The organism is Fibrobacter sp. (genome assembly GCF_045601785.1).
Lineage (GTDB): Bacteria > Fibrobacterota > Fibrobacteria > Fibrobacterales > Fibrobacteraceae > Fibrobacter.
The window spans coordinates 1-22,721 of the sequence record NZ_JAZSAF010000072.1; the positions used below are offsets into that span (position 1 = coordinate 1).

11 protein-coding genes are annotated in these 22,721 nt (G+C 42.4%); 7 read left to right on the forward strand and 4 right to left on the reverse strand.

Annotated features, from left to right (window positions below; genetic code table 11):
• Positions 1 to 124 precede the first annotated feature (124 nt).
• From ACKI61_RS11315 to ACKI61_RS11340, 6 genes are all read left to right on the forward strand, one after another.
• A complete protein-coding gene (locus ACKI61_RS11315; RefSeq protein WP_407457805.1) occupies positions 125 to 6,553 on the forward strand; it encodes a DEAD/DEAH box helicase in 6,429 nt (2,142 codons plus the stop codon).
• 47 nt (positions 6,554 to 6,600) lie between these two features.
• Positions 6,601 to 9,507, forward strand: coding sequence for a hypothetical protein (locus ACKI61_RS11320; protein ID WP_407457806.1), 2,907 nt, complete (start codon positions 6,601 to 6,603; stop codon positions 9,505 to 9,507).
• Positions 9,508 to 9,648: 141 nt separating this feature from the next.
• Positions 9,649 to 12,396, forward strand: coding sequence for an N-6 DNA methylase (locus ACKI61_RS11325; protein WP_407457807.1), 2,748 nt, complete (start codon positions 9,649 to 9,651; stop codon positions 12,394 to 12,396).
• On the forward strand, positions 12,386 to 13,582 hold the full coding sequence (locus ACKI61_RS11330) for a restriction endonuclease subunit S (protein WP_407457808.1): 1,197 nt from the start codon (positions 12,386 to 12,388) through the stop codon (positions 13,580 to 13,582). The genes ACKI61_RS11325 and ACKI61_RS11330 overlap by 11 nt, the downstream gene beginning before the upstream one ends.
• Positions 13,583 to 13,585: 3 nt before the next feature.
• On the forward strand, positions 13,586 to 16,894 hold the full coding sequence (locus tag ACKI61_RS11335) for a type I restriction endonuclease subunit R (RefSeq protein WP_407457809.1): 3,309 nt from the start codon (positions 13,586 to 13,588) through the stop codon (positions 16,892 to 16,894).
• Positions 16,891 to 17,571 carry a M48 family metallopeptidase gene (locus ACKI61_RS11340; RefSeq protein ID WP_407457810.1) on the forward strand — a complete coding sequence of 227 codons (681 nt, stop codon included), beginning with the start codon at positions 16,891 to 16,893 and terminating at the stop codon, positions 17,569 to 17,571. Before ACKI61_RS11335 ends, ACKI61_RS11340 begins: the two co-directional genes overlap by 4 nt.
• 124 nt (positions 17,572 to 17,695) lie before the next feature.
• Here the strand turns inward: ACKI61_RS11340 and ACKI61_RS11345 are convergent, their stop codons facing one another.
• Both ACKI61_RS11345 and ACKI61_RS11350 read right to left on the reverse strand, forming a co-directional pair.
• A complete protein-coding gene (locus tag ACKI61_RS11345; RefSeq protein WP_407457811.1) occupies positions 17,696 to 18,031 on the reverse strand; it encodes a hypothetical protein in 336 nt (111 codons plus the stop codon).
• Positions 18,032 to 18,172: 141 nt separating this feature from the next.
• Positions 18,173 to 18,328 (reverse strand): hypothetical protein, encoded by a 156-nt coding sequence (locus ACKI61_RS11350; RefSeq protein WP_407457812.1) that lies wholly within the window; start codon positions 18,326 to 18,328, stop codon positions 18,173 to 18,175.
• A 138-nt stretch (positions 18,329 to 18,466) separates the two neighbouring features.
• Between ACKI61_RS11350 and ACKI61_RS11355 the strand changes: the two genes are divergently transcribed.
• Positions 18,467 to 19,453 carry an Rpn family recombination-promoting nuclease/putative transposase gene (locus ACKI61_RS11355; protein WP_407457813.1) on the forward strand — a complete coding sequence of 329 codons (987 nt, stop codon included), beginning with the start codon at positions 18,467 to 18,469 and terminating at the stop codon, positions 19,451 to 19,453.
• Positions 19,454 to 19,529: 76 nt separating this feature from the next.
• Here ACKI61_RS11355 and rmuC read toward each other — a convergent pair whose 3' ends face one another.
• Both rmuC and ACKI61_RS11365 read right to left on the reverse strand, forming a co-directional pair.
• Positions 19,530 to 21,047 (reverse strand): DNA recombination protein RmuC, encoded by a 1,518-nt coding sequence (rmuC, locus tag ACKI61_RS11360; RefSeq protein WP_407457814.1) that lies wholly within the window; start codon positions 21,045 to 21,047, stop codon positions 19,530 to 19,532.
• Positions 21,048 to 21,292: 245 nt separating this feature from the next.
• Positions 21,293 to 22,721, reverse strand: a 1,429-nt coding sequence (locus ACKI61_RS11365; protein ID WP_407457815.1) for a sialate O-acetylesterase, incomplete at its 5' end; no start/stop codon positions are given.

The following is a 22,721-nucleotide window of genomic DNA, read 5'->3' on the forward strand; positions in this document are numbered from 1 at the left end:
TCTTCGCAATGGATTTTATAACGGCAACGGTTCTCCGGAAATTTGGATATGTTACGATAAAATAGAAGAAGCTCCTATTTGCCAAAATGACCCTGAAAAGATCAAATACTTGACCTTGGGCGTTTTGTTGCACGAACTTGGGCATGCAATGATGGATCCGGGTTATGAAGCGACTGCCCCACAAAACCTATGCGAGTGGGTTGAAGAGGCCTTGGCTAATAAAATTGAACTGTCTTGTTTGAAGGCAATCAGTGATCCAGCCGTTTTTGCGTTGAATGAAGCTTTTGTGAAAGGGCAGATCACCAATTATAAGTTGGGATACGATTTATTCAGTGATGGACTCCAGGGAGAAGACCACTTTCCCTGGGCAGCATGGAAAAACAGTAAATATTTTTTGCATTGTAAAATAAGCGAGTTGAATCAATGGCAAGCTGCTGCGTCCGGGCAATCAATTGATATTCTTTTGCTTAGAAATATATATCAAGAAATCATCAAAGTCCCAGTTTCAATCCCGGCATATAGTAGGTCCAAGAAAAATAACAGACAAGGAAATAAAATAGATATATTAAAAAAGGGCCCCATTATGAGCCATGTTTTTCGAGCCTTCCCCGCCCTCAAGTCCATGGGCGAAAATGTCAGAGACTACACTTGCAGCATGTTGTCAGGTACCGGTCGAGAAGACGATCTTGTCGCACCACTTTTTAACAACTGGGTAAAGCCCGAACTCGCGGGTAACGAAAACACACTTATTGGCCCTCTCGTTCTAGAAGGCGGCTTCGGCTATGAGAAAAGCAACATCACGCTCGAGTCGCTAAGCAAAGATGATTCCGACCCGAATAAATGCACCCTGCATCCTGTCTTTTACGAAATGCTTAAAGAAAAGCACCTCGTAAAAACCGAATCTTCCGACGACACCAAAAGAAAGCCTTACGTTCATCAATTAGCCGCCTATAAAGCCGCAAAAACCAAAAGTATCATTGTTTCTGCCGGTACTGGTTCAGGTAAAACGGAATGTTTTCTTTACCCTATTATTTCTGACATTCTTCGCGAAACTCCTGAGCAAAGAAAAAAAAGGGGCGTACGCGCTTTCATTCTATACCCAACAAACGCCTTGATTCACAGCCAGGAAGAACGCCTGGTTGAATATCTAAACACAAACGCAAACAAGAATCTTCAAAAGGGAAGTCGTCCAATATCATTCTGCCTATACAACGCAGGGCTCTCTTTGGACACGACGCCTGCATCTACGTTCTACAGAGTTATGAACCGACGGGATTTGTACGATACCGACAACGGAACTCCCGACATCGTTCTAACCAACTTTTCAATGCTAGAATACATGCTTCTTCGCGAGCAGGATGCTGGACTATTACAGGCAACTAGTGACACGTTGAGGCATATCGTTCTAGATGAAGCACATACATATACCGGTGCAAACGCAACAGAAATGGCATTGCAGATTAGGCGTTTGCTATTAGCCATGGATAGTTGCCGTCAGATATCGAACGCGACTCCTCCAGAAATGAAATTTTACGCAACGTCCGCCACTTTTGCTGGAGGCGAGGCACAACTTGAAAACTTTGCAAAAAAGATGTTCTTTAGGGTAAAAAATCTGGAGGTCATCCAAGGCAGAAGGTTTGCGCCCGTAGTCCCGTACAGCTTTAACAATAGCAAACTGAGCGATTTTAGGTCCAAGTTCCTTGTATTAAGCGAATCATCAAATGTGACCCTAGATTTCATTTACGACGTTCTGGAAATTGCAGAACGCACACCAGAATCGCTAGCCAAATATCTATGGAACATAAAAGAAATCCGAGATATTTTCTCTTGGCTTAAAAACACTTCTCAAACAAGGTCTTACAGATTCGACGATCTTTGCAATGAAATTTTCACAAGTCCAACCAACGAAGACAAAGAAATTTTAGCGACCATTCTTGATGTTGCCTCCTTAGCAATGTACAAGCCCGAGAATGATTCCGAATTCGTGCCACTGCTCCCCGCACGCTGGCATACAGCATTCCGTAAATTCGAAGGCATATTCGCCTGCTTGAATCCACATTGTTCATGCAAACAGCCCGGGGTTCAAAAAAGATTTGGAAAGATATATTCATCCTGGAGAGACACTTGCACCTGTGGTGCTCCCGTATTCCCCATCGCTTTCTGCAAAAATTGCGGAAGGCCCTATGTAATGGCGATTCGAAGCAACAAAGATTATAAGGCACCCTCCCTAAAAAGCGCCATAGGCGTCTTCTTTGATTCCCCCGAAGACGAGGACCTGAATTGGCAAGAATCCACTTTCGAGTTGCTCTCTTTAGAGGGCAACGAAGACAACCTTATCGAAAGCGGCGCTTGCCAGGGGCTTTATAGAGAAACGTCCGATAAAAACTGCTGCCCTAAATGCAAATACACAGACATCAGCGGTAGCCGAAGGAAGCGATTCTTTACGAATTTAATCCAAAGCAAGCCTCTTTTCACAAGTCTTGTACTTGAAGGTCTATGGCCAGAATTGCCAATGCCACCGCAAAAGAATGATGAATCATGGCCTTCACAGGGACGCCATATATTAACATTCAGCGATACCCGGCAAAATGCAGCACAATTGGCTCCCATCATGGAGCAAACTTTCTTACGTAACACGGCTTACAAGGTTATTAAGTGGGCCCTTTCACCAGAAATCTCCGACGATCAGCAAAAGCTCATTGACAACCTCACAGCCAACATTAAAAACTACGAGACTCTCCTCAACAACGTAGCCATCGCAGCAGATAAGAATTTATGCGCTAATCTAAAAACACAGCTGGAACAAGCGCAAAAGGAATACGCAGAATTAACACAAAATGCCAGCAGCCCCTCATTAACTATCGATGAAATATTCGAAAAAATCACGCGTTCTAAAAAAATCATTTCCGAGCTTGGTCTTTCAAATATCGACCAAAATCTCAAAGAAATTACAGACGAACGCCTTGAGATGCTAAAATGTTTCGTCGCATACATGCTTGTAAACCTTCCGGCAGGCAACAACATCGCCTCTTTAGAAAAAGCAGGCATCGTAGAGTGCATTTATCCTGGTCTTGAAAATCTCGGTAATTTGGAAGACGAGATTTTCAACGATGATAAAGAATGGCAGGATTACATATACCTTTGTTTACAGTCCCTGCGAACAAGGGCCTCTTTCGCATTTGGTCAAAATGATAACGATCTAATAGAGGGATTTGCAGCATATTTCCCATTCTTCAACGACAATTCCAGCTTATTAAGCAATGACACCGAAAGACTTCTGAAACGGCTTGATCAAAATCATGTCACCGACAATATTTTAGATGCACCCAAGGCCCAATTATCCGCCTTTGAAACAGAACTGCTAGACGAGCTAACCGATTTAGGCCTTGTAGAGGTAAAAAACAATACAGCGGCATTAAAAATTCACAAGCTAAAATTCCGGTTAAAAGATCCATCCGACAAGATGTGGATATGCAAGAAAACTGGGAAGCCGGTATATAGAAACCTGCGAAATTTATCGCCCTACCTAGACGCACAGGAGCCAAAGGATTCTGAAATTGCAGAAGTGCCTTGCAGTAGCCAGTACCCACGCCTGCACAATATTGTCAACAACAGCAACATTCAAGCATTTTATGCAGAAGAACATTCTGCCCAGCTAAAGGTCAACGAGAATAAAAAGAACGAGTCCCTGTTTAAGCGAAACTGGCTGAACATGCTCAGCAGTACGACCACAATGGAAATGGGTATCGATATCGGAGCCCTTGCATCGGTCATGCTAGCAAACACGCCTCCATCTCCAGCGAATTATATGCAGAGAGCCGGTCGTGCGGGCCGTCGCGGAGAAGGCTCCACGTTGATTTTCACAATAACATCCGCATCACCGCATGACGAAATGTTCTATAGGAACCCGGATTGGGCATTTACAAAAGACGTGCCCGCGCCAGAATTGTCCCTCAGAAATAGGGTTCTTGTTCAACGTGCAGTCAATGCCTGGCTAATCCGTGAAATTTTCCAAGGTGCCACACTAAAAGCAGGCCAAAATATTTTTGAAGCCTACCTTACATACGGAAAATTCTTCAATGATTTAAAAACAAAAGACGCCCTAAACTGGACAAACAACAAAAATTCCCTTTTATATATATTATACCACGATCAGAATCACTATTTACGCAAGCAAATGGACGATTTGCTTGACGAGACAGGATTTTCAGAAAATTGGGATTTTGCTTCTAACGAATCCTTCGTTGGGAACATGATTGTCTCGCTGAACGAACAACTAGACGAGATTTCCAGAAAGATTGATCAAATAAACAAATTAATGGCAGAAAATCTTGCCAGCACTAATAGCGAAGATATCAACAAAAAAGCGGCGTTAAACAACTACTATTTACAAGAGCTCGCCACATTAACAGACGGCCAAAACGACAAAATAGGTAACAGCACCATTACATACTTGGTGGACAGGCAAATATTCCCCTCCCATGGTTTGCCAATTGGAGTGGTAAAGCTTGACATCATGAAGAAAAAAGGTAATGTCTACAAGTCGCTCGATTCATTTGATTTGAGTCGTGACAGTAGAGCCGCAATTAGAAGCTACGCACCCGGGAACGAAATCGTTGTTAAGGGATGCCGGTACAGGTCTCTTGGCATTAGAGTAGATTACAAGCAACGTTTTGGAATATCAATTGACGAAAACGAGGTTCTGAAGCATGTTGCAATTTGCCCTATATGTTCCACGATATTCCCCAACGGAATTGCCGGTGCAGAATGCCCTAACGGCTGCGTAACATCAGGAAACGAACCCGTCCCAGCAAAATTGATTATTCAAAATGTCATTAAGCCACAGGCATTCGTCTCCAATTTCAAAACCAAAAAGAAGGGCGTCCGGAATCCAGTGCACATGCCCTACATGGTAAGAACGCAAGTCGACGGCATTGGAGAACCCCTAAATTGCTCTGATTTCGCAGATTTGAAATACGTGCAAGAAGGTAACACACACACATTCAATACCGGTATCAACAGCGAGGGCTTCGTATATTGCAAATACTGCTACGCCGTATTCCCGAAGCAGGACTACCAGGGAATCTATAGCCGCAAAATGCGTTTCCCGGCACCGGCAAAAGATGAACACGCCCACAAATTTGAGCTGCAAAACGCATTTCACTTATACAGCAATTTTTCCACGAACGCCCTATATGTAAAAATAGCCCCTGAATTCAGGAAAATACCCAAATTCACTGAAAAAATATGTAACACCCTAGGAATTGCACTCAAAGGCGCCATCGTCCAGCAATTAGACATAGAAGAAAAGGACATTGATTTCTGCTTGCCTATTCCGACTCAAGATTGCGACTTGATACTGTTCGACAACAATGTTGGCGGTGTCGGCTACATCAAGCAAATAGCCAAGCACTTCGATAGTCTCCTTACTTTTGCAATAAATAACATTCTCATTGGCGATGATGACCACCAAAAAACATGTTCCTGCGCATGCTCTAGATGTTTAATCAGCTACGGTTCACAATTCCTGTTCCAAAACGCAGAAAGTGCACCCGATAGAATAGAAACACTAAACGCATTAAACATCGATAAAATAACAAGCAATCATCAGTACGAAGCTTTCAAAAAGGATGCCGCAGAGCAAGGATATAGCCCCATAGAAGACACGCTTGTCAACAATCAGATTGCTGCAGCCAACAACCTCAGCGTTTGTATAGACCGCCTTTCGGCAGAATTTTTTGATTCTGATATTTGGCACAAGATCAAAAACAGAACAAAAAAAACAAACATCTGGCTAAAGGAAGCCCCAACCGACGACGCAATCCCCTACATAAAGCGTCTTAATGGCCTATTTGGAGATTCCGCCATCGGCCTCATCGAAAAAAACGAAAAAGAAGGTATCTACATAGATGAGAATACTTTCATCGGTTTGTTAGATTGGAATCTTGGCACATTCCATTCCATATACAACGTCAACCGACAAAAAATGGAATGGGTATCAAAAAAAATCGATTCATTACCTACCATAAAGAAAATTGAGCAACCAACGCAAGGTGTTTTGACAAAGTCCGACGAAACTCCTGTGATGGAAAACTACGATCTTGATAAACTCGTCGCGCAAGTCATTGAAATAATCCTTGACAAGAACAGTTTCCCTCTTAAGCCGGAAGATGCTGAATCCTGGATTTACGAGGACAGTTTCGCACTTCAGGACAACTGCGGACAAAAAGGAACTGGATACAAGAAAAAAATACTCCGCACCATATTCAATTATTTCGGAATACAACATTTATTACAAGACCGGCACAAAGGACTTATTCGCCATTCTTTACAAGATAATCCGACTATGTCTTTTGAAGACATTGCTATGTACGAGGGACTCCCCTCTGCCATAGCAAAGAAAGTGCTTCACGACAGAGCCGTCAGAGTAAAATATAAAAATGGATATCAATTTACCCTTGTTTTCGGCCAAGGCTTATCCACTTTTGATCAAGATGGGAAAAAATTCATCAAGTATCCAGGAAACATTAGTTACTACATCAAAAAAATTTAAAAAAGGTATCAACCATGTTTTTTTACGAATCTGACACTTTTGAACAAATGTTCTACAAATACCTGGAAAACATCGCCATCACAGGCCCATTATTTTCTAGCGAAGATGAATATCTAGATGATGACGATTATTATTGTCTTTTAAAGAAGATTACCTGTTTCACTCAACGCTATCCAAGTTACAGAGCTCTTCGAGATAAAAACCAAAATTCAACCTTTTTGAAAAGTTTCCATCGCTGTTTTGGCATCTACTTAAGAGAAGCTACTCTTCGATACGCAACATCAATGAACGAAGACGGCCTATGGAAGCCTCTTACAGAAGGCGTAGAACGAGACTTTCGCCATCTCAACATCCACAACAATTTTTGGAACGAAGGTTCGCGCGACATTAGAACTATTCTAACGCAAAAAACAGACTCTACCAATGGCAAACCATTTTTTTATGCAATTTTCAACGCATTTTTGTCTAATAATTTAAAGTACAGCAGGCCCATCGGCGAAGATAATGAATATTGCAGGCACTTGCTAAAGCTAGCCATTCTTCCAAGACGATACAATCCAGTTACAGGGAAATTCAATGATATTCTTACAGCTTTTCAAACAAATTCAGTAGACCGATACTTAGAAGATCTTGACAGAAGGACCCTTCAAATTCACGAATTGACTCGTTCACACCTCGCGACTCGTATATTGAACTTCTTTAGATTTGTCGATGAAGCAAAACGAGATAGTATACCCAAAGACGAAGCTAAAAATAGTCGATATAATTATTTTAATGAGTGGCTAGACCGAGCCTATGCGGAGAACATTGGCAACGATCATCGCAGCGAATATGCAGAGGACATTCAAAAGTCTGTACAGGTCGTTTTCAGGCTTATTTTAGGCAACAAAAATGAATTTAATTACAACATTCCGCCTATTCAAAGCATAAAGACTCTTTTCCCCGACATTCCCAATTTAAGGAACACATCTTCCATTACCATCTCTACCGACGAAGGCTCATTTTCAATAGATGACGGCATAGCCGATTTTGCTGATTGTACCGTTATACAAAAGAACCTACTAATTGAGAATCTCATTGCAAATCAAACCATAAATGTAATCTTCAATGGCGATGATTATGAATTACCAAACCCCTGGTATACAAAAAACCAATGGCACATGCTTGGAAATGACGGCCAACGCAAAAATTCCTGGCCCTGCAACGAAGATTTCTACTTAGTTGTACCAACTTCATGGAATCAAATCGCTTCGTGCATAGGTATAAAAGATGACGAGAGCTCCGAATCAGTAAACATAGCAACCTACAACAAAATCATTAGCGATAATTCAGGGAAAAATGTTTTCATTTTAAAACATTCTGAAAACTTAAAAGTTTTTAACTATATCTGTATTAGATTTGAAAACAATTGCGAAGTAAAAATTGAAATTGAGAATCCGGATCAAATCCATTTATGCCACAATTTTGAAGGGAACCCCAAATTCATTTCGCAAAAATCTCAACATAAAATCGCAATCAAAACAATTGAATTCAGTCACTTAGGCGAAATAGATGCAAACGATTGTTCAGAAATAAAAAAATTATTCAACAACAATGTCAATGTCAGCATCACCCCAACCAAACGACTTCTTATTACCAACAATTCAAACGATATCGTGACATCGAAAAAAAATAAAATAAAGGATAAAATTTTACCCGCAATAACACTACTACCTCAAAATACTGACGTATGGGTAACTAAAGAAAACAATCTGATTCACGGATACATCAGCACGCCTGCAGCCAATCTATCTAACGACTGGACCGCAACAACCTCTCCTGCAGTCAGGGAATTCACACTCAACGCAAACACAACCGATTCCATCTGTGACATACACTTTGTTGATGGCGGAGATAAATTTAATCTCATTACGCCCTATTACAAGCCTCTCAACGGCAAGCCCCTAGGCTATATTTTAAAATCCAGAGACATCTGGAGAAATACCAATGCATTTGACGACATCGTTCCATCAAATGCTTCTTACTATTTTAAATGGCAAGAAAATAATGTTGATTTCAAAATCGAAATTCCGTTATCAAAGAAAGTCAACATCTATCATTGTTACAAATTCCTTGATATTAACGGGGCCAAGACAACATTTGGCTGGAAGTACAAAAACACAGCTTTCATTACTGATTTTGAGCAAGACCCAAATTACAAAGGACCCAAGGAAGCTCGCCCTGAGCGGGTTTACACGTGTACTGACCAAGAAAGAACCAATTATTTGGACGATTTAATCAACGAAAAAGCACATCTGAAAAAAGAAAGAAGCGAAACACCCAAAAGAAATACGGGAAAACCATTCACATTCACAAAAGTGGAACGAGTTTCAAAGCCTAAAGATAATCTGCAAAAAGAAAACACAGAGTCTGTAGAAGAGATTAAATATGTGTTTTCTTTCCCAGACGCCATCAACAAATGCGAGGATTTCTGCAGGCCTTACGCCCCTAAATGGATTCTTTACCACGTTCCATATACCATCAAACTCAACGAGATAAAACCGAATATAAAAAACGCATACCAAAAAGGATGGGGTGCATTTCCATTTCTCTTCTCGGCACACCTACTCGAGATAGATTCTACCAGCACAGCAGAACTACTTGGCCGTGTTATGGCCTGTTGGAAAACCAGGTTTCGCGAAAGCCTGATTAGCAAAATAAAAGCCACAGACATATCAAATGAGATCAAGGATTTCTTCGAGAAAGTTCCTGTCATTTCAATGGAAAATGTGGACATCGTTGAACTAATGCAACTTTACCAAATGGAAGACTTCAATAATTTCAATCAGCGTGTAAGCGATGCTGTTGATAACTTCATTCCCAAGTTAACCGGCGAAACATTAGACTTTATACAAAAATTGCATATAGATCCCAATTACAAACGTCCTAATACCCAAGAACAGGAAGAATTGTAACGAAACTAGCCCCACCCATCCGTTTTTTCAATGAAACGTATGCCGGCATTGATGGTACGTGGCATGGGCGGGGCGTTGGCAAAAACGATGTAGTTTTGTATACTTTAGCAAAACTATAAACTTATTTTGGAGAACCCTAAGTTGAAACTTTCGCTTTCTGCATTAGAGACCTTTCTTAAACAGCAATGTGATGCGCTCCGTACAAGCATGGACGCGGCAGAATATAAAGACTACATCATTGCAATGATTTTTATAAAATGGGCAAATGACAACTTTGCAATTCAGCAAAAAGCGTATGCAGAAAGATTACGTTCCGAGCACAAAGATCTATCTGACGAAGTAATTGATTCGGAAATTGAAGAAAATAATACCGACATTTATAGTTTCTACGTACCGATAGAAGCTAGATGGAACATAAAAAAAATGCCAGCCTTTTATGCCGACAAAAAATTGGAAGAACGAGGCGACGCTGAGAAAATTGCAAACGATACAACAAAAAGTCAAGCAGAAATAAAAGAGGCCAAAGAAAAAATCCGAGAGTGTGAAGATTTGCTGAACTGGAGAGGTCTTCTTGTATGCACCGAAAATATAGGCGCAGCATTAACTCGTGCATTAAGACAACTTGAAACGGCAAATACTAAAACTCTGGATGGCGTATTAAAGTCTATCAACTTCAACAAACTAAACGGAAAGGGAGAACGCATTCTTTCAGATGAGCTCCTTTCTACCATGATCAAAGACTTCAATAAGTATACATTTACCGAAGATAATTTTGAGTTCCCTGATTTGCTGGGTGCTGCCTATGAATATCTTTTGAAGTTTTTTGCCGAAAGTGCCGGTAAAAAAGGGGGCGAGTTTTACACTCCCGCTCCTATTGTTGAACTAATGGGGAAAATTTTGCAGCCAGCCCAAAATGCTTCCATTTGCGACCCGACGGTCGGTTCAGGCGGACTTCTCATCAATATGAAGAATTTTGTAGAAGCACGCTATGGATCTGCAAAAAACCTTCATATTTGCGGCCAAGAAGTAATCGACGGCACCTACAAGATGTGCAAAATGAATATGTTATTCCATGGCATTACTGACGCCAACATTCAGCTCGGCGATACGCTTTTACATCCAAAGCACGTTATAAATGGTGAACTTGAAAAGTTTGATATTGTTGTGGCAAATCCACCGTTCAGCCAGAACTATACTAAAAAAGACATGGAATTTCCGGAACGTTTCTCTTCTTTTTGGATGAGCCCCAAAAAGCAGGCTGACTTTATGTTTGTTCAGCACATGGTTGCAATCCTTAAAGAAGATGGTCGTATGGCTGTTGTTATGCCTCATGGAGTTTTATTCCGTGGCGGTGAAGAAATGCGTTACCGTACTCACCTTATTAATGAGGGTCTGCTTGAATGTGTTATCGGCCTTCCGGAAGGGCTTTTCTACGGAACAGGGATTCCCGCATGCATTCTTATTATCAATAAAAAGGGTGCATCTGGACGTAATGGGGTATTCTTCATAAATGCGGATCGAGAATATAAGGAAGGCAAAAATCAGAATGTTCTTCGTCCCGAAGATGTAGAAAAAATCAGTTACGTCTATTTGAACAAGAGCGAAATTGAAAAATACAGTCGCTTTGTTTCAAAAGAAGAACTTGAAAAAGAGAACTATAACTGCAACATTCGCCGTTATGTAGATAATACTCCTCCTGCCGAAAATCAGGACGTTTACGCTCATTTACATGGTGGTGTTCCGGTAAAAGAAATTGAGGATTTAAGCCAATTTACGAAATGCTATGGAAATATCGAAAAAGCGATTTTCGAGTTCCATCATTCTGAGCACAGCGAAGAATCTTATATGAATTTTGCAGAAGGCATTTTTATCAAAGACGATATTAAAACAAAGCTTTTTGATTATGCGGGATATAAAAAGACAAGAACCGAATATGATTCAATCTTAAAGAACTTTTGGAAATCAGCTTGCGAAGAAATCAGTAAGCTTCCAGAAACTCAGGATGTGTATGATTTACAGAAGAAATTAACATCTATGTTCAGTAAGGCTCTTGTGAAAAAACAGAATCCTGTTCTGGATGAATATCAAAGCCGAGGCGCGTTTGCACAATATCTTGAAGACTTGAAGTCTGATTTTAAATCCATCGCAGCAAGCGGATGGAACGCAACATTAATTCCTGATGAAATTATTCTTGAAAGTCAGGCATCAGATATTCTTGAACAGTTAAGAGACAAGAAAGCACGTCGTGACGAAATAAACGAAAAGTTCGAAGAAGTTGCCAAGTTTGATGATGAAGAGTGCGATGAAGAATTTGATGAAGACTTATATGATGTGTTCCCGAAAAAAATTACAAAAGAATACAAAGATACTAAGAAAGATTTGAGTACTCAGATTAAAACTCTCAAAAAGTGCGTAAAAGATAATGTGGGCAGAATTAAGGCATACAAAAAGGATAAGTCTTCTGATAATTCAAAGGTAATTACAGAGCTTGAAGAGCTTATAAAATTAAATAATAACACTCTCTCAGAATTGAATAATCAGGTTGAAGCAATTGATGCAAAGTTAAAACACAATGACGATCTTGAAGCTGAAAGAACGAAGCTTACAAAAGATATTAATGCTACAGAAAAGAGCCTTGCTGAAATTGCAAATAAAGCACGCGAAAAAATCAGCAGCGAAGATGCAAAGGAACTGATTCTTTCTATTGGTTATACAAGACTTTCTGACACAATCAATGAATATCTTGATTCTCATATCCGTAAACTTCAGCAGCTTATTGAAGGAATTTACGATAAATACACTGTTACTCTTGGCACAATGATTAGTGAAAGAGATAAGGCAGTTACAGAGCTTGATTCATTTATGAAGGAACTGGGATATGAGTGCTAGTATTTGGAGAAAGTGTAATTTAAAACAATTCGCAACCATCTATAGTGGGACAGATTACAAGCATAATAAAAAAGGTGAAGATTTTCCAATAATTGGTACTGGCGGAATAATGGGCTATACGGGAGATTTTCTAAACGAAGGTCCTGCTGTTCTTACTGGTCGTAAAGGCACTATAGATAGACCTATATATATTGAAGGTAAATTTTGGAATGTAGATACAATATTTTGTATCAAGCCGTTCGATTTTACAAATGTTAAATACTTGTATTACGCCCTCTCGAATAAGAATCTTTTACTATTGAATGAAGCGACAGGCGTGCCTAGTGTATCATCGGACAATTTATACAAACAAAGTTTTATTCTTCCAAAAGATTCTGAAGAGCAAAAACACATCGCCGATATTCTCTCAACTTGTGACACCATAATTCAAAATACCCAAAAGACAATCGACAAATACAAAGCCATAAAGCAGGGTATGATGCAGGATTTGTTTACCCGTGGCCTAACAAAAGACGGAAAACTTCGTCCATCTTATAAAGAAGCTCCTGAGTTATATAAAGAAAGTGAATTAGGAATGATTCCGAAAGAATGGAATGTAGATTGTATTGGAAATAACTATATGACATATGCAGGGGGAACTCCTAGTCGCGAACATGAAGAATATTACAAGGGAACAATTCCTTGGGTTTCTTCATCAGAATGCAATCAATTTGAAATAAACGATACAAATGAACATATTACAGAATTTGCTATTCAAAATTCATCAACGAAAATGGTAAAAGCAGGAGCCATTTTATTAGCTTTATATGGAGCGACTGCCGGACAAGTTGCAAAACTAAATATAGATGCTACGACAAACCAAGCTGTATTAGCATGTCTTTCTGACACGAAAAACGACAACAATTACTTGTATTACTATATAAATTATATAAAAGAAAAAATGCTTTATTTAGCCCAAGGTTCAGGACAGCCAAATCTTAGTAAGGCTAGTGTTGACAAGTTCATATATTTGATGCCTCAGAAAAATGAACAAATTGAAATTGCAAAACGTCTTTCTTCCATCGATTCAACCATTCAGAAAGAAGAAACGATTCTTGCAAAATATAAAAAAATAAAAACCGGCCTTATGGCTCGACTTTTGGCCCCTCCAGAAAATGCAGAAATTATAAATGAAACAGGAGAATAATTTATGTCAGAATATTCAAGTGTTGAAAAACCATTCTTAGACAAATTAAAACAAATCGGTTGGACTGTAATTGACCATGGTAATAATGGAATCCCACAAGACCCAACAATCTCTAAACGTACCAATTTTGACGATTGGGCTATAAAGTCAATATTCTCCCAAAAAATAAAAGATTTCAACTCTTGGATTACTGATGACCAGATTAATCAGTGCTGGGATAAAATCATTACTCAGGCTGGAAAACTTCTGGAAGTAAACGAATCTACATTCCTTATGCTCCGTAAAGGAATAACTCTGGAAGGAAGAAATGAAGTAACTGGTGAAGAAAATCCTACAGTTCAACTTGTCGCCTTTGGTAAAGACTACGCAGAAAACGACTTTACGGCAATAAATCAGTTCAGAGTAAATACTCCGGGAACTGCAAAACCCTTTATCATTCCTGACATCGTCTGTTTTGTAAACGGACTTCCATGGATTGTAATTGAGTGTAAAGATGAAGATGTTGCAGAGCCAATGAGCGAAGCTTTTGACCAGATACAACGCTATGCAAATCTTAGAAATGATGAAGATGACGAATATGCAGAAGTGGAAGGAAAAGAGCAGCTATACTATCCAAATCTCTTTAGTGTTATTACGCATGGTGTAGAAGCTCGTTTTGGAACAATTTCTTCTGACTTTGATTTTTACTATAACTGGCGAGATATTTTTCCGGAAGAATACAGAACTATAGAAATTGGCGATGATGAGCAGAGTGTTCGTCAAGAAGTAATAATTCGGGGTATGTTCAATAAGGAAATCCTAATTGATTTACTTCAGAACTTTACTCTCTTTATGACTTTAAAAGCAGGAAACAAGATAAAGGCCCTTGCCCGTTATAATCAGTATCGAGCAACGGGAAAGATGATTGAACGCTTAAAAGCTGGAAAGACATGGCAAGAAAGAAGCGGTGTTATCTGGCATACACAGGGATCTGGAAAAAGTCTTACCATGGTTTTCCTCGTAAAAAAAATGCGAACTACTTTTGAGCTTAAAGGTTTTAAAATCCTTATGGTTGTAGATCGCCTTGATTTGGAAAACCAGTTATTAACAAATGCTCAGCTTACAGGAGAAGCACCAGATAAACCGATAACGACAAAATCTAGAGGAGCAAACGACAATTCTCCAATTCTTGCTGATTTAGCTGATGACACCCCTGACTTAAATCTGATTATGATTCATAAGTTTGGAAAGAATCAGCAATATACACCAGAATATCTCGCAAAGCACGATTTAGTCCCCGTCTATGAAAAACTTGAACTTATAAATTCAAGCGACAAGATACTTATTCTCATAGATGAGGCGCATCGTACACAAAGCGGCGACATGAATGCAGCTTTATTCCAGGCATTCCCAAATGCAAGCCGAATTGGTTTTACTGGAACTCCATTGATGAAAAAGTCAGACAGGCTTTCAACAAGCCAGCGTTTCGGACAGCTTGATGAGTGCTACATTGATACCTACAAAATGAATGATGCCGTAAGCGATCATGAAACAGTAGATATCAAATATATTGGCAAAGTTGTCACCTCTGATCTTGATAACAGCGAGGGTTTTGCCCAGGCTTTTGAAGAAATCTTCAACGCTCGCACCGAAAAAGAACGGCTTGAAATCATGAAACGATATGGTGGAATGGAAGCCTATCTTGAAAGTAATGAACGAGTAAAACGAATCAGCGAAGATTTATTTGCTCATTATGTTACAGAAATTCTGCCAAATGGCTTTAAGGCTATGGTTGTAAGTTCAAGCATTACAGCAGCTTGTCGCTACAGTGTTCAGCTCCGTAATCTTATAAAAAAACAACTGGAAATTGAACAGACTAAACCTAAAGAAGATCAGGATGAATATGTAATTAACAGATTGAGTAAGCTTCAGGTAAGGACTGTTATTTCAGATCCTGGAAACAATGCAGAAGCATATATCCTAAAAGAACACAGGGATGGGCGTTCAAAGGACATTTTGGAATCGTTCTGTAAAAATTATTCGGACGAAATAGGCAAAGAAGATTCAAATATTGGCATTCTCTGCGTATGCGACCGTCTTCTTACCGGTTTTGACGCACCTATTCTGCAGGTTATGTATCTTGACAAAAATCTTCGGGAACAGAATCTTATGCAAGCGATTGCTCGTGTAAACAGAACTAAAAAACATAAAGATCATGGTATTGTGGTCGATTACTTTGGCGTCCTTAAAAACCTGCAAAAAGCACTTGGAATTTATACAGACCAAGATAAAGAAGAAGCAAAGATTGAACTTGATGATTTTGAAAAATACTTCTCAAATATTGCAAAGGAAAAGCCAGAACTTGAACTTCGCTACAATGCATTAATTCAGTTTTTCTCTGATACTTTAAAAATTGCAAATGCTGCAGGATACTTCGATCAGACATTATCATCAGAAGATGATACGAAATTCGTGAATGAAGTTCTTGAGGCAATGAAAGAGGTGAAATGGCGAGCAAAATTCGACACCCTTTTCGGGAGATATTTAAGCCAGATTGACTTATTATTTTCTGAAGTCGACGTTCAGCAAGCTCATTGGATTCGGGCAAAGCGCCTTGGATACCTTGTTTACCGTATCGGATACTTCTTCCATGACAAAACAATGGATTTGAAATATGCAAGCCGTAAAGTTCGTCAGTTGATTGACAAATACGTAAAAAGCACAGGAGTTGACACCAAATTTTCTCAGATGGAAATCATGAGTGACGACTTTATAAAAATAAAAGGTGACTACCAAAATCCCAAATCTCAAGCATCCGCTATCGAATATGCATTACGATACCATATCAAGGTAACCCTCGGTTCAAAAGATCCGGGACTTTATCAAAAGTTTAATACACGCATAGATGCTATTCTAAAGACTTACAAAGATAATTGGGATATGCAGATTTCAGAATTTGAAAAATTACAAAAGGAGTTTGTTTCTGGAGAAAAGAAAGATCCTCGTTTTGTTTCAGTACAACCTGCATTCCATAACATTCTGACCACTTTTGCGCCAGAAGCAGAAGGAAATAAAGAAATTGACGATAAACTCGCAAAACTTGTTACAGATAAAATTTGGCCTAAAGTATGCGAGTACATAAAAATTGACTATCTCTGGAAAAAGCCTGCGGAAGTGCAGAGACTTCAGGATGCAATGGCAATGGAATTACGCATAAGCGGAATAAATGAGCTCCATAATCAAAATAAAGAGATTGCATTACAATTCCAAAATCTTTGTAAGAACAACTACAATGAACTTCTAAAATTTGTCAAAAACAAGGTAGCAAATTGAACTGGAAAGGACAGCAAGTAGCCGTAGTTCGCTCAAAAAGGAAAAAGACTGCTTCAATAATGATAGAACGAGATGGATCTATTTCCATTCTTGTGCCTGAAAACATGAATGAGAGCCTGATAACTGAAATTCTTGACTCAAAGGAATATTCAATTATAAAGAATCAAACCCTCTGGCATATTGCTAATGACGGTAAAGAGAATCGTTCATTTGCAAATGGGCAGACGTTTATGTTCAAAGGGCAAAATTACTCTTTGATTTATAAAGAAAATGCCACTACAAAAATTGAATTTGTAGAAGATTCATTTCTTATGAATCCAAGTGTAAAAGATCCTTACAGCGCTTTTGAAAAATTCTACAAATTCGAATGTCGAAAATTTTTAGCAGAGCGATTCGAAGTTTACAAACATAAGATTCCTGTTAAGCCACAAAAAATCGGAGTAAGGCAGATGTCTACAAGATGGGGATCTTGCACACCGAATGGAAATGTCAATATAAATTGGAAATGCGTAATGGCGCCACAGTTTGTATTCGACTACATTTTGGTACATGAATTAGTGCATTTAAGATATCACAGACACGACAACGACTTTTGGCAGACAGTAGGATTTATTATCCCAGATTTTGAAATGGCCAAGGATTGGTTATTGAGGAACGGTGTGAAAATGGTGATATGAACCTATTTCCAGCCACCCGTTACGAATCCTCCCATATCACTTCATCATCAACAACGACGACAAGCGAATCCTAGTTGACATGGGGCGCCAAAAGATGCCCCATTTTTTTCCTTTTCCGCATATTTCACCCCTCCATTTCTCCTTCCAACCCCTCAATCGTCTCCCGAGCCAGGCGGTCATAAAACATTTCATACATCGGCGCAATGATTCCTGCGATTTCATAGATTCGGCTAGCCTTGGGCTTGCTTTCGTCATCGGCAGCCTTCACTATGTGCGAGGCCAAATTAGACGCCATTATCACAATGGACGCCTTGCCGATATCCGAGTGATCTTTAACAACATCACGGAACACCGCGTAAGTTTCCTCGGTTATCCTATTGAAATTGCCCAGGGCATTTTTTAGAGAGCCCGGTCGTTTTTCAAAGGATTTGTAGCGTTCGTTGATGTTGTCCTTCTTCATAAAGGTCTCCCGGGAACAGGTTTATCTTTATATCGTTCTGGGGAACCCGCATTGTAAAGTCATCATAGAATTTTTTTACGGCAAATTTCTTCCCCCCACCTAGCCCTATTGCCATCTCATGCAAAAGAATGTATATTCATTTCAGTAGATTCCGACAATCCTTCTGACAGCGTTTTCGAACCGGGGAGGAAGTTTCACTATCTGCTTGAGGTCGTTGCCCTTTGCGAGCTTGACAATCCGCAAATCGCGACAGTTGCCCTGCAGGGGACCGGCCCTGTGGCTATCAACGTAGAGCACCGTCTGCTGTAAAGGCGGACGTAAAAATCAGTCATTCAACTGGTTTGCGAGCGGCAACCGTCTGGTGCCGCAGGTGTTCTACGTCCCGGCATTTTCCGTTTGCAAGCCAAAACCGCAACTTCAACAAACGGAAAAAATATGAACCGCACGCAACACTACTCCCTGCTCAAGGCGATGGAAATCGACAAGAGCAACCTTCTCAAGTACCAGGAACTTTACAAGTACGCCTATATCCTCAGTGACGGCATCTTCAAGATTGTCTTCGCCGAGGAAAAGGGCCACTCGCTCCTCATCTCGCTCGTGAACGCGATGCTCAATTTGCAGGGCGACGACGCCATCAAGGACATCACCCTCGAAATGCAGGAGTTCCCCGGCGTTTTCAACAAGAAGGACTGCATTCTGGACATCATCGGCACGACCAATGCCGGCGAAAAGGTGCTGGTGGAAGTCCAGCAGCAGGGTGACGACTTCTTCCGCGACCGCGTAGAATACTACATCTCGCGCGTCATCGAGAACCAGGTGCACACCAGCGAAAAGTACGAGCTGCCGCGCATCTACTTCCTCGGGCTCCTGGATTTCGAGCTTTTCCCCGAGGAACCGCAGAAGTACATCCATCACGTTGACGAAATGTGCAACGGAAGGAAGTTTTTCCCCAAGATCCAGAAGATTTTCGTGGAAATTGACAAGTTCTTCGAGCTCGAAAAGGCGGGCATCACCGCAAGCGACAACTCCGAGGCGGCTCAGTGGCTCCGCGCCATCAAGGTGATTGTCAAGGAGGAACCCGTTCCCGAAAAGATTATGCAGAACGAGACCTTCCGGCACTTGCTCGATTCCGTGAAATTGATTAACTTTGTAGAGGAACTTTTCAATGCCGAGGTAAAGAACATGACGGACTTGAAGGCTGAACACGAAATCGGTTTTTCTGAAGGCCGTGCCGAGGGCCGCGCCCAAGGCTTTTCTGAAGGCGCCGCAGAAGAACGCAAGAAGGCTAACGAAGAACGCCTCGAAATGGCCAGGGCTATGCTCGCAGAGGGCGACTCCATCGAAAAGGTCGCCCGCATCTTCAAGCTTTCCGAAAGCGAAGTTCTTGCCGTCCAGGCAAAGCCCGCCGCACAGAGCAAATAGCAGATTTGGCTTGCTTTATACAAAAGGGTTCCCCGCTAAGCAGGGAACCCTTTTGCACCAGGAGACGTTTTCACTCTTAATTCTGTGCAGGATTGCCCTGCATCTCGATGACCTCGATTTCGGTCGGGAGAGGATTGTTCTTGTCCTGCTTTGCGCCCAGGCTTTCCAGCTGGCGGCAGGTGGTAAGCACGCTCTGCCCCTTCTCGGCGAATTTCGACATTCCGTTCTGGTAAGCCTTCTGGGCATTGTCCAGTGCCTTACCCACATCGCCCATCTGCTTCACGAACATGCCCACGCGCTTGAGCATTTCGTTTGCAAGTTCAAAGACCTTCTGCTGGTTTTGCGCCTGCTGCACCTGGCGCCAAGTCAGCTTGATAATGCGGAGGGCCGCATATAGGGTCTGCTCGTCGGCAATATACACACCCTTTTCCATGGATTCGCGCCAGAGCGAAGGTTTCTCGGTCAATGCAGTCCAGAGAGCATCGGCACGGGGCACGAACATGATGACAAAGTCAATCGTTTCCCTGGGTGCCTTCACGTATTCCGCATACTTTTTCCCGGAGAGTTCCTTCACGTGCCTTTCAAGGCTTTCCACATGCTTTTTCAGCCATTCCTTGCGCTCGTCAGGGTCTTCGGCGCGATTGTATTCAAAGAAAGCCTTCATCGACACCTTGGAATCAACAATCACGTCCTTTTTCGTATCCAGATGGACGATCACATCGGGGCGCATGCTGCGGCCGCTTTCTTCAGACACCAACAGATTGCCGTTCTGGTCGCGGAGCGGTGCCTGGGTCTCAAAATGGGTCCCTTCCTGGAGCCCTAACGAGGCCAGGAGTTCTTCCAAGACGCATTCGCCCCAGTCTCCCTGAATCTTGCTGTCGTGCTTGAAGGCGCGAATCAGGTCGTCGGCGGTCTGCTTGGTCTTGGCATTCGAATCGATGGCCTGGCTCAACGCATCCTTGAGCGAGGTATTCGTTTCCACCTGCTTGAGGGTGCTGTCCTTCATGGTCTGCTCCATCTTGGCGATGGTTTCCTTGAGGGGATTCACCAACTGTTCCATGGTCGCATGGCCAGATTCCGCAATGTCCTTTTGACGCTGCTTGAGCATTTCCTCGGTAGCGGTTTTCGCCTCGGCCACAAGGCGCTTCGAGATGTCATCGAAGCGTTCCTTCTGCTCGTTGAAGGCTTTCTGGTGAACGCGTTCCAATTCCTGCTTTTCGGTTTCGAGCCGCTTTTCAGCCGCCATTTTTTCGTCGGCAAGCCTCTTTTCGGCCCGCGACCGTTCTTCGGCGATTCTCTTTTCCGCCTCTTCTTTTTCGGCTGCAAGGCGTTTGGCGGCAGCGTCCTTTTCGTCGGCGATGCGCTTTTCTGCTTCGGCCTTTACCGCCGCGAGCTGATTTTCTGCGGTTTCGCGGGCGGCATGGAGCTTTTCCGTTTCCGCATTCAGCTGGCTCTGCAATACCGCCACTTGCGTTTCAAGTTCCGCACTGCTTTGCTTGCATTCCGCATCCCGCTGCGCGCCCTTGACACGCATCACGAGGATGCCGATTACGATTCCGAGGACTGCACTCAAAATTCCGACTGCTATGGTCATACCTTTCTCCTTTTGCTACTAATTGAGTCGATTTATTGCACGCCAAGCAATTATATATCGCCTTTACTTTTTCACTTGTCAAACGCAACGCAAAAAAAGCGCCATATATACAAAATGCCCCCGGATTCGGGGGCAAAATGACATGAGAGAGAATTTTTTGCTTACAAAAGATTTATCCGTATAAAAAGCCAAGTACGACCACGAGCACGGAAAACACGACGATCTGCTTGACGACAACGATTTCACTACTTTTCATAGACCACCACCTGCTGCTTGACACCCATCTTTCCAGCGCTGCGCACTAGGTACACTCCCTGACGGATTCCCTTAAGGCCACCCTTGACCATATTGACGGCGGCATCCAAGCCAGATGCCTTGAAACTTGCCACGCGCTTGCCCTGCAGGTCGAACAGGTTGAAGTTGCTTTCGGCCTCAGTCATCAGTTTCAGGGGCCGCACAATGCCATCAGTACCGCCCGACACTGCCTTGAATTCAACGTAGTCAATGTCAATCCAGTCGTTGGTAATTTCCAGTTTGAGTTCGTGTTCGCCGGCCTTCAAGGTAGCCTTGCCGCCGCTTACCACTTCGAACGCATCAAAGCCTTTCCCGGTATTGGCCATCTCGGTACCGATAGGCTGGTCATCCATGTAAAGCATCAGGCTGCCGGTTCCGTTCTCGCCCGCCACGTTGGCAGAAATCTCGTAATCGCCGTCGGCAGCCACGTTCACGGTGTACTTGAGCCATTCACCCTTCTGGTTGTAGCCCACGACAATACCCATGTTCGGCTGGTAAATGTCCACGTCGTCCTTGCGGAGCTTACCACCCTCGTTACCCTTGTTCAAATCGTAGTAGGCAACGTTTGCTCCACCCTTGTTGTAGTTTTCGGCCTGCACCTTGCCCGGGATTTCGATCGGGTCGGTATAGGGCCCATATTCCTCGGGCGGTTCATCAGGAACCGTAGACTGGCTCGGGTCCACCAGGTTTACCGGCGGGGCATCCGGGTCAATCGTCTTGTCGATAAGCTTGAGCATCTCGGAGCAGTAGCGCCTGCCGAGTTCAATCACGCCCGCGCGCCCGAAGTGGTACGGGTCCTTGCCGTTGCCCTGCAGGCCCTTCGATGATGCTAGCCCGAACTTCTTGAAGTTGTTCTTGAGCTGGGCAATGCCGCCATTCTTGCTTCCGCAGCAGTTGTTGCCTTCTTGGAGGAGTTCGCCGGCCACGAACGGAACCTCGTTCTCGTCGAGGTCGAGAGCGTCGATAATATCCTTGTAGGTCTTGTAGACAGTGCGGCGCCAGTTGTCGTCGGTGCCGTCACTTTCACCCTGGTGGAAAATGAAGCCCTTGATGACGCCCATTTCCTTAGCCTTCTTGGCGAGTTCCAGAATGCGTCCCGGAGGGTTGTTGTCGTAATCCTTGGGCCAGCCCCAACTCATGATGTCCTTGCCGTCGCCCTTGAAGTAACTTTCGTACTGGTCCTTGTCGAAGGCGCGGATGCTCACCGCACCGATAGCGACCGGGATAATGCCCACGGTTACGCCCGGCAGGGAATCCACCATCGCACGGCCGAAGTAGTCCGCCGGGGAGAGGTTCTCGAAAGCGTGGAACATCGGGGGAATCGCAGTGTACCATTCGCCAGTCTTGATGGACTGGTTCGTCTTGCCGCTACGCTGGCTT

Bases quoted from the DNA above. Each gene is read 5' to 3' on its own strand.
- ACKI61_RS11320 (WP_407457806.1), top strand. From the start codon at position 6,601: ATGTTCTACAAATACCTGGAAAACATCGCCATCACAGGCCCATTATTT.
- ACKI61_RS11330 (WP_407457808.1), top strand. From the start codon at position 12,386: ATGAGTGCTAGTATTTGGAGAAAGTGTAATTTAAAACAATTCGCAACC.
- ACKI61_RS11335 (WP_407457809.1), top strand. From the start codon at position 13,586: ATGTCAGAATATTCAAGTGTTGAAAAACCATTCTTAGACAAATTAAAA.
- ACKI61_RS11345 (WP_407457811.1), bottom strand. From the start codon at position 18,031: ATGAAGAAGGACAACATCAACGAACGCTACAAATCCTTTGAAAAACGA.
- ACKI61_RS11355 (WP_407457813.1), top strand. From the start codon at position 18,467: ATGAACCGCACGCAACACTACTCCCTGCTCAAGGCGATGGAAATCGAC.
- rmuC (WP_407457814.1), bottom strand. From the start codon at position 21,047: ATGACCATAGCAGTCGGAATTTTGAGTGCAGTCCTCGGAATCGTAATC.